Origin of the sequence: Psychrobacter sp. DAB_AL32B, assembly GCF_002224105.1 — a bacterium.
In the GTDB taxonomy this organism is placed as follows: domain Bacteria; phylum Pseudomonadota; class Gammaproteobacteria; order Pseudomonadales; family Moraxellaceae; genus Psychrobacter.
This window is the reverse complement of sequence record NZ_NEXU01000079.1, coordinates 1-12,628: the sequence shown is the minus strand read 5'-3', so window position 1 is coordinate 12,628 and position 12,628 is coordinate 1. Positions and strand designations below refer to the sequence as shown.

Sequence of the window (12,628 nt, the reverse complement as noted above, 5' to 3'; positions counted from 1 at the left end):
TAAAGTAATACAATAGACAAAAATAGGGACATTATAAAAGATAGCCCATGAAATGAGTTATAAGATGCCAATCGAAATGCACATTGACATCGTTTTTTATGCTCGAATTAAGTTGTTTATAAAGTCATCATACGTGACGATACTAAAAATAGCGAAATTACCCTATAAAATCCAGTGCTGATTGCTGATAAGTACATGCATATAAAACATTTTAATAATTAGAAACTCGAGCCTAGAGAAGCGCTTGAGAGTTTAATTTAACGCTTGCATAATGACTTCTATAATAATGCACTTAATCCTCAAGTATAACGAAGTTTTAGCCTCAGCATTCCAGTTAGCAGTCAATTAACTGCTCGACTACCCTTGTCAACTGGCGTTTTTGTCCGCATAATGAATATCCCCATACATTAGCTAGACGATATATAACCATGACAACACCAGCTACCCACAATGCAGATATTGACGACGTGAATATTGAAAAATTTATTCCTTTAATCACACCTAATGAGCTAAAAACTGAGCTGCCTTTATCAGAACAAGCCTATCACACAGTGCTAAAAGGTCGCCATACTATCCAAGATATCTTAGATGGTAAAGACAAGCGCTTATTCGTTGTGATTGGCCCCTGCTCTATTCACGATATCAAAGCCGCCCACGAATATGCCGATCGTTTAGCCATATTGGCAAAAGAGATCGAAGATAGCGTATTCGTTGTGATGCGTGTCTATTTTGAAAAGCCACGAACGACCGTCGGCTGGAAAGGCATGATTAACGACCCTGATATGAATGACAGCTTTGATATCGAAAAAGGTCTGCGTACTGCTCGTAAGCTACTGCTTGATTTAAATGAGAAAGGTCTACCTTGTGCCACAGAAGCCCTTGATCCGAACACGCCGCAGTACATGCAGGATTTGATCAGTTGGTCAGCGATTGGCGCACGTACTACTGAGAGCCAAACGCACCGCGAGATGAGCTCAGGCTTATCATGTCCAGTTGGTTTTAAGAATGGTACCGATGGCGGCATGACGGTCGCAGTCAACGCTATGCAAGCCGTAAAAGCCGGTCATAGCTTCCTCGGTTTATCATCTGATGGCAAAGTGTCTATCATCAAGTCTAAAGGCAACCCATACGCGCACGTGGTATTACGCGGTGGTAACGGCAAGCCTAACTATGATGAAACTGCCGTTGCGCAAGTAGAAGATGCGCTCGCTAAAGGCAAAACCAGTAGCAAGATTATGATTGACTCAAGTCATGCCAACTCAGGTAAAGACCCTTACTTACAACCGATGGTTATCCAAAACGTCGCAGAGCAAATTAAAAACGGTAATAAATCTATTATTGGTATGATGATTGAGAGTCACTTAAAGGGTGGTCGTCAAGAGTTGACCGCTGATTTAGATGCACTCGAATACGGCATGTCTATTACCGATGGTTGCCTCGATTGGGATAGCACGGTCAAAGCGCTACACGATTTACGCGATATGGTAAAAGATGTATTGCCTAACCGTTAATAGCAATGAGCTATAATTAATGGTTATTAAGCAATTTAGAAAGCATTAAGCAGTTCATAAAAAATCCCGTTTGACACTAGAATGTCAGACGGGATTTTTTATACTCTGTAACTTATAAAATAGTTTACTTGATACTACTCACTCGCTGCACCTAATACACTAGTTAAGCTCTCATGTACGTGTTTAGATGACACATATTGCTGTAAATCAAGCAAATGCTCATGTGCCATTTGACGACGTGGTTCAGCTAAAGTATACCAGCGTGCCAGTACTTGTAATAAGCGCGACGCTATCATTGGATTAGACTCATCCAGCTTTTTAATGACAGCCGTATATATATCTAAACCTTCTGGTGTCCATAACACCGTTGGCTGCGAGGTAAAGGCGCTAATTACTGAGCGCACACGATTGGGCGTATTCCAATCAAAATCTGTATGCGCTAATAATGATTCAATAGTATCGGTACTGACATTATCGGCAGAGGCTTGCACGCTAAACCACAAATCAATGACCAAATCGTCTGCTTGAAAACGCTGATAAAAATCTGCTAAATAATCATCGGCATTTGCTACTTGATGATTGACCATGACTTTTAGAGCACCAAAACGCTCCGTCATACAGCTAGCGTTGTCATACTGCTGCTGCGCCCATTCTGCCGCCCCTTCAACGTTGGCAGTCAATGCCATGTCTAACACCACATTACGCAAGGCGCGGGTGCCGCGAGCTTCAGCGCTGTCTTCATAAGACTGCATTGGCAACTGTTTATAAAGCGCTGTCCACTGATCTTTCAGAGCATCTGCCAACTGCTGATACAAGCCTTCACGCTGCGCTTTAATCAACTCTGGATCATAATCTTTATGAATGGCAGCAGCCAGCTCTTGTGCCGATGGGATATCAAGCAAGCGCGCAGCCAACATCGCATCGTCGGCAGCTAGGTCAGGCAATGTCTGAGCCAATGCTTGCAGATATACCTCTGTATCATTACTCTGCAGCAAAATACGGTTGACCAGCATTTGCGTCACTTGCCAGCGGTTAAAACCGTTGGTTTCATGTTTAAGTAAAAATGCCAAATCTTCATCTTGATAATCATAATTAAGCTGCACTGGCGCACTAAAATCACGTAGTAAAGATACTACAGGCTCACTAGTCACCCCTTCAATTTCAAACGTTTGGGTTGCTTGGTCTAATAACAACATACGCTCAACGATGATATCACCAGAATTTTTATCAAATAACGCCGTCGCGACCGGAATAGGCAATGGTTTTGGGGCATCAAAACCACTCACGTGACGTGTTTGCTGACTCAACGTAATGGTTAATGTTTGTGCCGCGCTGTCGTAGTCTTGATGACCAGAAACAACTGGCGTACCCGGCTGACGATACCAATCGATAAAGTCTTCGATTTTGTCATTAGTAATACTAAGTGCAGATAAAAAGTCCTCAACCGTGACCGCTTGCCCATCATAACGCCGGAAATACTCATCCGTCCCTTTACGAAAGTCATCTGGTCCGAGAATATTAGCAATCATACGGACGATTTCAGCACCTTTCTCATAGACAGTGGTGGTGTAAAAGTTATTAATCTCAACGAAACTCTCAGGACGCACAGGATGCGCAAGTGGTCCTGCATCCTCTGCAAACTGATGGGCGCGTAAGGTGGCGACATCATCAATACGCTGTACTGCACTCGACTGTTGATCAGCTGAAAACGATTGATCACGATAGACGGTGAAGCCTTCTTTTAAGCACAGCTGGAACCAATCGCGGCAAGTGATACGATTGCCCGTCCAGTTATGGAAATACTCATGGGCGATGATGGCTTTCACACTAAAACTACGGCTATCCGTTGTCGTCTCAGGGCTTGATAACACACAAGCGGTATTAAAGATATTCAGCCCTTTATTTTCCATCGCACCCATATTGAATTGACTGACCGCAACGATCATATAGCGATCTAAGTCATAGGCACGGCCATAATTGTCCTCATCCCATTTCATTGAGTCTTTTAGTGCTTGCATAGCGACATCACATTTATCAATATCGGCAGACTTTGCGTATACTTCAAGCAAGACGTTTCGACCTTCACTGGTAGTATAAGAATCTGTCAACACATCTAAATCAGCAACCACACAAGCAAACAGATAGCTTGGCTTATTGGTCGGATCATGCCAAATCGCATAATGACGGTCTGGTGCACCCTCAACCTCGCCCGCTTCGATCAAATTACCATTGGCCAATAGCGTTGGATAACGCTTATCAGCCTCAAGACGGGTGGTAAATATCGCTAGTACATCAGGGCGATCTGGATAAAAAGTAATCTTACGAAAGCCCTCTGGCTCACACTGTGTGACAAACATCGTATCGTCGCCACTACCCGCCATATAAAATCCTTCCAGCGCCGTATTGGTCTGCGGGCAGATGCGAACCTGAATCTCTAACGTTACCTCATCAGGCGCATCAGGAATCGTCAACTTACTGGCTGCTTGCTGATAACGCTCAGCTGTCAATCGCTCACCATTCATCGTAATGGCCAGCAACTCTAAATCTTCACCAAATAAAACGAGATCTCCTGCCGTTTGACGTACCATCTTTAGGGTGCTATTTACCTGCGCATGGTCCTCAAACAACTTAACATCTAAATTGACGGTTTCGACATCGAAGCTTGGTTGTTGATAATCTGTTAAGCTAATTTTACTGGGCGCGTGTAGCGGTACATCAGGCATTTCAGGATTGATAATTTGCGCGTCGGTTTCAGCGATGGACATATGGATTCCTATTATTTTTTATGATTAGATTTATAGTGGCATTTAGCTACATTGACCTAAACGACCAAATTTCAAGGGCGATTATGAATAAAATCGAGCTTATCATCCAGTGTTAGCATATGACTAATAACTAAAATTTTGATTCATTGATTACTAAATACGCCTCTCATCACTAACACAGCTTAATCGTGAGATAATTATGGTTAAAATAATGGAATAAGGAAATTGATGACAATCAATAAATTTAGTCAAACACTTTTGGCAATGGGCGTCATATCTATTTGTAAATTCTAGAATTATTTACAGTAATAGTACTTACATAAAGTAACATTTAGTATATTATGATAGCAATTGCCTAAGTTTTATCCTAAGCAGTTTAAAAAAACAAATTTAATTAAAATTTTAGGAGCTCTTTATGTCAACCAGTTTTTCAAAAATCGCTGCACTAGCTGTATTATCAAGCGCCGTTGTCTTCGCATCAGGTTGTGCTAACAAACGCGCTACTTCTGAAGTTGTCGTTGCCCCACTAGGTATTCCAGGTGGTCAAGCTGGTTATAATGGCGCTGTTATTGTAGATAACTCAAATGCCGTTATTACCGGTGCTGAAAACCTACAAGCCGTTGTATACTTCGCATTTGATAGCAGTGAGATTACCTCACAATCGGCTGGCGTATTAAACCAACACGCCGGTTTATTAAAATCAAACCCAGCAGCTGGCGTTGTTATCGCAGGTCATACCGATGAGCGCGGTAGCCGTGAATATAACATCGCACTAGGTGAACGCCGTGCCCAAGCAGCACGTGATTATCTTGCTGCACAAGGCGTTGCAGTAAACAATATTCGTGTGATCAGCTATGGTGAAGAGCGTCCTGCTGCTGCCGGTCAGAGCGAAGATGCTTATGCACAAAACCGCCGTGCTGAATTGTCTTATTAATATCGTTTAACAAGACGTCATTCGTATAAAAAAAGCCCAGCAATATATTGTTGGGCTTTTTGCATTCTGTTGCGTTAAGATAAACATAAATATAAATATAAATATAAATATAAGCGATCAGCTTCTACAATAAATATATGATGCAAAACTCCAATCTAGACCATATCCAATATACTCAGCTCGACCCAATGACATGGTGCGCGACTGCACAAGTGAGTGTACCTCTCCCTATAAATAATCTAAACCAATCAGGCAAATTGTCACCGTTATTTATATCAAATCGAGTAAACACTCACGAAATCAAGCTCCATAACTTTAAATGGCACTATCAAACTTCTCAAACAACGCTTCTATCCGTACGCGAAATGGCTTATAAACAGCGCCAGCAGCAACGTGCAGGAGTGCGACTATTATTACAATCACTACTTAACAAGCTAAATGTTAGTGATAATTTAGATGACACTAGCTTTCCTTATCGACTCAATACTAGCCAATATTATGTATGTTTCAGCCATACTGGTGCTAATAGTAAAAGTACAAACGTTAAACCCAATAATGAAAAATATTTTGACGATAAAGTGGCGGTGATTATTAGTCGCTATCGTGCGGTGGGTATCGATATAGAAGTCAATGATGTTGCATGGCATATAGCACAGCGTTTTTATCATTCTAATGAGATCGCTATCTTGCGAACATTGCCGATGATCCAGCGTGACAATATCGTCAAATTACTGTGGCAGATAAAAGAAAGCTTTATCAAGATCTATCAATATAAACTTGCGCAGGGTTTAGGAATGGATTACTCCTCTCTTATTGCAAACTTAAGCAATAGCAGTCAAGAAGATGTACCTTTGATAGTAGTTGCTGATTCTGAAGCAAATTATCATATTGCTCTTATTCCCTCTCAGCAGATCGTCATTGTCTATTAAATAACGCCTAAATATAGTGACGCTAAATAACCCTTATTCTTTATTTTAGGCATAAAAAAACGACCCTTTTCAGGATCGTTTTTTTATGCGCTTATTCTTCTTTTAATAACAGTTTAATGACTGTTATTAAATTAGAAGCGGTAAGTTGCACCAACTTTAACGATTGGGTACCAAACGTCTTTATCTTTGATTTCTTTTTCTGCTGCTGCTGCGAAGTCAGCTATATTAGCTGAAGTTCCAGTAACACCAGTTACTTCAGCATCCATCTTACCCATGTAGGCTGCGCCTAACTCACCGAATACACCCCAGTTTTGGGTAATATTTGGACGGTAACCGATAGTAGCATAAGGTGCTAATTTGTTTTTGTTTTCAGCTCTGATAGTTGCAGTATCAACTTGGTAGTCAACACCATCGATAGAAACATTTGCTGTTGAACCAGTGTCAGCAGTGAGTGTAGCTGCAAGCTTGTTACGTGGGACCATCGTACCGGCACCAACTGTGAAGTTATTAGCAAACGGACGCATTTGAACACCGATGTATGGATTACTGAAGTCTACATCATAATCCATTGTACCTTGATAGTTACCATAACCATCACCCAATGCTTTATCCCAGTTGATCCAAGAGTCATTAGCATTTAGATCTCTATCGCCATCAAAGTTCATGCCAGACCAACCAGCTTGTAGCTCAGTTTTGTCGTTAACGCCCCAAGCAATGTTAGCACCATAACCTAGTGTACCAATCTCAGCACTGACAGCTGCTGGATGAGTAACAGTTTGGAACAAAGTCTTAGTACCACCAACTACAGCACCAGTTGTGTTGCGTAACGCACTAGCGTCAGCATCATATGCATAAGCTGGTTGCACTTCATAAGCAACAGCTACTGGCTCAGCTTCGTATACAACAGCTTCATCGCCGTCAACAACGATAATTGGATCAGCAGCTAGTGCAGCAGTTGATGCTAAGATGGCAGCAGAAATTGCTGTTAATTTAATAAGTTTCATAATTACTCTCCTAAAGTATAAAATAATTCGCCCGTAAAAAAATGATATCCCAGCTCTTTTTGAACAATCATTTTGATGTGCAGATTAAAACAATTTTAACTCAAAAAGTCACCCCTAAAGACGCACTTTTTATTTACCATTATGTAAAGATTGCATAGATATTGTAATAATTGCTACACCAACGCGCAAAACTTTGCATTATCGTTACACAACACTCTTAAAGCCACTGCGTAGCCTAAACATGAATATTGATACGCTTAACGCTCATGTAAAGGTATTACAAAATATGTCTGTATGATGAACCACCTTATAAATTAACTCAATGACGTTTATAGAGTTTATTACTACAGTTTGTTGTGGTTTGTGAGTTAACGTATCTAATATTACTTAAGCGCCTAGATAACTTATAGATAGTTTTTAAATAATTTAGCAATATTTTATAGATAATGGCGCGCAACCTAAATGCATTTATATATAATACTATATAGGCTTGTCTAAGCGCGATATTATGCTAGATTAGATGAGTAATACCGTTCCCATGTGTCTTTATATTTATTCTTGTTTCGTGTTATTTCTTCAGTCTCATTGCTTAAAACGTCGTGATGTTCTCTGCTGTATTCTTTTCATTATTACTGAGCCATTCATATGCCTAAAGTATCGTCGATTACCCGTGTGCTAGAGATTATCGAGGCGGTATCTTATGCCTCTAAGCCACTCTCGCCACTTGAGCTGTCGCAAAAGCTTGATATTCCAAAGCCGACCATCCATCGATTGATTCAAAATCTGGTTGACGAAGGGTTTGTGACTGTCGATATTGGCGGTGGTATTGTTCCTGGCAAGCGGGTACGTAATTTAAGTGTCGAGCTTTGGCAACAGCGACTGTTCTTCAATGAGCGACAAATAATTTTGCAAAATCTGGTCAATGAACTTAAGGAAACGTGCGGTATTGGCGTTCCTTATCATATGAATATGATCTATACCAACCGTGCACAAACGAGCTTACCGTTACAGATTTATCTACCAGTGGGCGCAAAATCACCGATGTGGTGTACCGCAACTGGCAAGCTATATTTAAGTCAGCTATCCATCGCCAGTCGCGATAAGATACTGCAAGGTCTTTCATTAGACAAGTTTACCAAAAATACAATCACGGATATTGATGCGTTAAACGCCGAGCTTGATCGTATCGCTGAAACTGGCATCGGTATTGATAATGAAGAGTTTATCTCTGAGATGGTCGCCGTATCGGTTCCCGTATTGGATAAAAAATCTCGCTATCTGGCCTCATTATATATTCATGCCCCAACCATACGAGTATCGCTGGATGAGCTATTGACTCATGTACCACGACTGCAAATAGCGGCACAAGATATTCAAACGCTCGTCTATGATCTGCAAAGCTAAACTACCTATTAAAAATATAAAAAAAGGTCTGCACTATTATAATAGTGCAGACCTTTTTAAAATGAATCGACTATATGATAGATAAATACTACGAAGACAGCACGGTGCTATCGTAGCGAGCCATAATACTAGAAAAATCCTTATCTCCATTTTCTACGGTATGCGCTCCATAAAGCTCTGTGGCTTTGGCACCCATTGGCGTATCGACATTGGCATCCTGCGCCGTTTGCATCGCTAGATTAAGGTCTTTTTGCATCAATTTACTCATAAAGCCGCCTTGGTAATGATTACTTGACGGTACGTTTTCCATTACCTGCGGATAAGGGTTATAGACCTCGAGTGTCCAGTTACGACCGGAGCTTTGTAGCATAATATCTGACAGCACTTTGGGATCTAAGCCATTTTTGACGCCTAAGTTAATCGCTTCTGCCGTTCCCGCCATTAGAATACCTAACAGCATATTATTACAGATTTTTGCGACTTGTCCGGCACCCTGCTCGCCAGCATGAAAGATGTGTTTGCCCATGACCGCCAGTATTGGTTCAGCTTTAGCAAACGCATCAGCGCTACCACCAACGATAAAGGTAAGACTACCAGCAATAGCGCCGCCCGTACCGCCAGAGACTGGCGCATCTAAGAAGTCGATACCCAGCTTGTTTGCTGCCTCTGCCACTAATCTTGCATCAGCTGCAGCGATGGTACTACTGTCAATCACCAAGGTGCCTTTCGGTAACTCTGCAAGTAAACCATTGGCTACTTTACCATCTTCTGTATCACCTAAATAAACCGCATGGACATGCTTGCCAGCAGGCAACATGCTTATAACGACTTGAGCATCGCTTGCCGCGTCTTTTGGGCTATCTGCAACGCGCGCACCTGCTTTCTGTAAGCGCTGGGTTGCGTCTGCAGATAAGTCATATACAGATAGCGCATAACCTGCCTTTAACAAATTTTCCGCCATTGGTGCGCCCATATTACCAAGCCCGATAAAGGCGATATTTGCTTTAACAGTATTGTTATCACTGTCACTGTTATTAGCAGTCGTACTTATATCCTTTTGACCCATCTCATCGCTCCTTGATGATTGATTATGTAGACAGTGTTAAATGTGGTCTTGCATTGTTTTTTAAGTTTGATTTATATCTAATCGTTATAGTGGTGAGCAAGTTACGTGATTAACGCACAAAATTAACGTACAAACTGACTTCCTAATGCGCCATCGCTCAGCCAATCACTCAAAGGATGCTCACCTTTAGGATAAGGATTTACAAAGTGCTGATGAATGTACTGCTGTCCTTCTGCGCTAAGACAATCTGCTAATGAGCGCGACCATTGTGGATTGCGATCTTTATCTATCAGCAGCGCACGCACACCTTCTTTAAAGTCAGGATTGGCCGCACAATGTACCGCCACATTGGTTTCTAAATATAAAACCTGCTCTAGCGATAAATCAGTGGCTTTATGATAAAGCCCATAGGTCAAGGCAGCAGTCACTGGGCAACCATGCCGATACGTTGCCACTGCCCGCTGCGTCCAGCTATCCTCAGCAAAACCTTTATCTAGTTGTGCTAGCGCCTCATCACTTTGTAATACTGCATCAATATCACCCAAACTACCGCTATTCATCAGCTGTTGGATAGGATGCCAATAACTTGCTAATTTGCTAGTAGGCAACTCGGCTATTGGCTGCGCAGCTAGTGCACGGCTGACGATACTATAAGCGCTATTATTATGAAACTTATCGGTACTACCAGAGTCAGCTGCCGCTTGCCAATCACTCTGCTTTAAGCGTTGGATGATGGCGTCATAGTCACTGCTAGCCACCGCATATTCGGCAAGATTGACCAATAAGGCATCGTTGCCGTTACACTGCGCACCAGTCAGCCCTAAAAACAAGCCAGTTTTGGCGGGCATACGCTGCAAAAACCAACTGCCAGACGCATCAGGGAATAGTCCAATAGTAATCTCAGGCATAGCAAAGCGTGTGCGCTCGGTAACCAAACGGTGACTGCAACCAGCCATCAGTCCCATACCGCCACCCATGATAATACCATCACCCCAGAGTATTAACGGCTTGGAGTAAAAATGCATTTGCCGATAGAGACGGTATTCATGACTAAAAAACTCCGTCGCATAAGGATTCGGTAGCGGCGCGGTTTCCGACATACTGTCATACAGCTTACGGATATCTCCGCCGGCACAAAATGCCTTATCGCCTGCGCCTCTTAACACCAAGGCCACTACCCGATCATCACGTTGCCATTGTTCTAACTGTTGTGATAGTAATTGACACATCTCAACGCTCAAGGCATTAAGAGATTTAGGGGTATTTAACGTCATTATCCCAATTAGGTGACCACAATCTGTCGGCTCGGTGCTGAATAATACCGGCGCTTCTTGCTCTCTATTTTCTATGGATTCCGGATGCTTGCTATCATCCGTCGCTGTCATAGCTGCTGTCATAAAAGTGACCTACGAAAATTAAAAGAAAAATACTATCATTAAGTTTGATTCAATAGCGTTTATTTATTTTTCCAATTGGGTTTACGCTTCTCTAAGAAGGCTTGTACGCCTTCGCGCTGATCCATGGTGTCGAACAACTTCACAAATGCTTCACGCTCATGGATAAGGTTTTGCGCAGGCGGCGTGTCTCTTGCCGCTTGAATCAGTGCTTTAGAATAACTGACGGCAACGGGGGATTGTTTAGCGACTTTTTGCGCTAGTGCTTGTGCTGCTAATAAACCTCCACCTTTTGCAGTAACTTCTTCGACCAAACCAATACGCAATGCTGTCTCTGCATCGACGCGCTCACCGCACAATATCATTCGCTTTGCCCAGCCTTCGCCAACTAACATAGTTAGGTTTTGCGTACCGCCTGCGCATGGCAATAAGCCCACACCAGTTTCTGGCAATGCCATTTGCGCATGCGCTTCAGCGATACGAATATCACAAGCTAACGCACATTCAAGTCCGCCGCCCATCGCATAGCCATTGATAACAGCGATACTCACACCACGATAGGCTGACAGCGCCTCAAATGCTTCGCCAAAAGCAATAGCCATACTTATCGCGCGACCTTTATCACCATCGGCAAAATTATTGAGATCTGCGCCTGCTGAAAAGAACTTCTCGCCGTCACCATGGATGATTAAAGCATAGATATCATCGTTGGCATTAAGGTCAGTAACCAACTGCTTAAGCGCCTGTAGACTGTCTATCGTCCAAGTATGAGCAGGTGGATTATTGAGTGTGAGTGTGGCGGTATGACCATCAATCGATAGGTTTAAGTTGGTATAATCCGTCATGGAACATCCTTGTTATAATTTTTTATAAAACCGCTTTATTTATAAATTCGAATAAGCAAATTATCTATTTGTATAAAATAATTAGCGTAACTGGCTTAGCGCATCGTCTTGTAGCAGCTGACGTGAGACAATCACTCGCATAATCTCATTGGTACCTTCCAAAATCTGATGCACGCGCAAATCTCGCACATGGCGCTCGAGTGGATACTCGTTTAAATAGCCGTAACCACCATGTAATTGCAGGGCTTCATTAGCTACATCAAAACAAAGATCAGTCGATAATCGTTTTGCCATCGCACAGTAAGTAGAGGCTTGCGCATCATTATTATCGACTTTGTTGGCTGCTAGATAAAGCATTTGCCGTGCAGTAATCGTTTGGGTCAGCATATCGGCGAGCTTAAACTGTACTGACTGTAAGGTGGCAATCGGGCTACCGAATTGGCTGCGCTCTTGCACATAATTGGTTGCGGTCTCGAGCGCTGCTTGCGCGGTACCAACTGCACAAATCCCAATATTAATACGGCCGCCATCTAAGCCCTTCATCGCGATACGAAAGCCTTGACCTTCCTCGCCGATGAGATTTTCTATCGGTACTTTGACATCTTTAAAGCTAATGGTGCGCGTTGGCTGCGCTTTCCAGCCCATTTTATGCTCGTTTTTGCCATATTCAATACCAGCGCTATCGGCATCCACGACAAAGGCTGAAATGCCTTTGGGTCCTGCACCGCCTGTACGCACCATAACAACAAATACATCGTGTGATCCTGCACTCGAGG

General features: G+C 42.5%; 10 protein-coding genes. 4 read left to right on the top strand and 6 right to left on the bottom strand.

Annotated features, from left to right (window positions below; genetic code table 11):
* Positions 1-428 precede the first annotated feature (428 nt).
* Positions 429-1,511, top strand: a complete 1,083-nt coding sequence (locus tag CAN34_RS09340) for a 3-deoxy-7-phosphoheptulonate synthase (protein ID WP_089555416.1) — start codon at positions 429-431, stop codon at positions 1,509-1,511.
* A 134-nt stretch (positions 1,512-1,645) separates the two neighbouring features.
* On the opposite strand, the gene pepN is transcribed toward CAN34_RS09340, so the two are convergent.
* Positions 1,646-4,234, bottom strand: a complete 2,589-nt coding sequence (pepN, locus tag CAN34_RS09335) for an aminopeptidase N (protein WP_089555468.1) — start codon at positions 4,232-4,234, stop codon at positions 1,646-1,648.
* Positions 4,235-4,691: 457 nt separating this feature from the next.
* Here pepN and pal point away from each other — a divergent pair, with 457 nt between their 5' ends.
* Both pal and CAN34_RS09325 read left to right on the top strand, forming a co-directional pair.
* Positions 4,692-5,210 (top strand): peptidoglycan-associated lipoprotein Pal, encoded by a 519-nt coding sequence (pal, locus tag CAN34_RS09330; RefSeq protein WP_089555415.1) that lies wholly within the window; start codon positions 4,692-4,694, stop codon positions 5,208-5,210.
* 137 nt (positions 5,211-5,347) lie between these two features.
* On the top strand, positions 5,348-6,139 hold the full coding sequence (locus CAN34_RS09325) for a 4'-phosphopantetheinyl transferase superfamily protein (RefSeq protein ID WP_254423148.1): 792 nt from the start codon (positions 5,348-5,350) through the stop codon (positions 6,137-6,139).
* 131 nt (positions 6,140-6,270) lie between these two features.
* Here the strand turns inward: CAN34_RS09325 and CAN34_RS09320 are convergent, their stop codons facing one another.
* Positions 6,271-7,143 (bottom strand): hypothetical protein, encoded by an 873-nt coding sequence (locus CAN34_RS09320; RefSeq protein WP_089555414.1) that lies wholly within the window; start codon positions 7,141-7,143, stop codon positions 6,271-6,273.
* Between the two features lie 645 nt (positions 7,144-7,788).
* Between CAN34_RS09320 and CAN34_RS09315 the strand changes: the two genes are divergently transcribed.
* Positions 7,789-8,547: an IclR family transcriptional regulator gene (locus CAN34_RS09315; RefSeq protein WP_089555413.1), complete on the top strand. Its 759-nt coding sequence runs from the start codon at positions 7,789-7,791 to the stop codon at positions 8,545-8,547.
* Between the two features lie 88 nt (positions 8,548-8,635).
* On the opposite strand, the gene mmsB is transcribed toward CAN34_RS09315, so the two are convergent.
* The 4 genes from mmsB to CAN34_RS09295 all read right to left on the bottom strand — a co-directional run.
* Positions 8,636-9,613 (bottom strand): 3-hydroxyisobutyrate dehydrogenase, encoded by a 978-nt coding sequence (mmsB, locus tag CAN34_RS09310; protein ID WP_089555412.1) that lies wholly within the window; start codon positions 9,611-9,613, stop codon positions 8,636-8,638.
* Positions 9,614-9,735: 122 nt separating this feature from the next.
* The gene (locus CAN34_RS09305) at positions 9,736-10,998 is read right to left on the bottom strand and encodes an enoyl-CoA hydratase/isomerase family protein (protein ID WP_089555466.1); all 1,263 of its coding nucleotides are present in this window, start codon (positions 10,996-10,998) and stop codon (positions 9,736-9,738) included.
* 71 nt (positions 10,999-11,069) lie between these two features.
* A complete protein-coding gene (locus CAN34_RS09300; RefSeq protein ID WP_089555411.1) occupies positions 11,070-11,852 on the bottom strand; it encodes an enoyl-CoA hydratase in 783 nt (260 codons plus the stop codon).
* Positions 11,853-11,933: 81 nt separating this feature from the next.
* The coding region (locus tag CAN34_RS09295; protein ID WP_302476517.1) for an acyl-CoA dehydrogenase family protein at positions 11,934-12,628 on the bottom strand (695 nt) is incomplete at its 5' end.

Bases quoted from the DNA above. Each gene is read 5' to 3' on its own strand.
- CAN34_RS09340 (WP_089555416.1), top strand. From the start codon at position 429: ATGACAACACCAGCTACCCACAATGCAGATATTGACGACGTGAATATT.
- pepN (WP_089555468.1), bottom strand. From the start codon at position 4,234: ATGCCTGATGTACCGCTACACGCGCCCAGTAAAATTAGCTTAACAGAT.
- pal (WP_089555415.1), top strand. From the start codon at position 4,692: ATGTCAACCAGTTTTTCAAAAATCGCTGCACTAGCTGTATTATCAAGC.
- CAN34_RS09325 (WP_254423148.1), top strand. From the start codon at position 5,348: ATGATGCAAAACTCCAATCTAGACCATATCCAATATACTCAGCTCGAC.
- CAN34_RS09320 (WP_089555414.1), bottom strand. From the start codon at position 7,143: ATGAAACTTATTAAATTAACAGCAATTTCTGCTGCCATCTTAGCATCA.
- CAN34_RS09315 (WP_089555413.1), top strand. From the start codon at position 7,789: ATGCCTAAAGTATCGTCGATTACCCGTGTGCTAGAGATTATCGAGGCG.
- mmsB (WP_089555412.1), bottom strand. From the start codon at position 9,613: ATGGGTCAAAAGGATATAAGTACGACTGCTAATAACAGTGACAGTGAT.
- CAN34_RS09305 (WP_089555466.1), bottom strand. From the start codon at position 10,998: ATGACAGCGACGGATGATAGCAAGCATCCGGAATCCATAGAAAATAGA.
- CAN34_RS09300 (WP_089555411.1), bottom strand. From the start codon at position 11,852: ATGACGGATTATACCAACTTAAACCTATCGATTGATGGTCATACCGCC.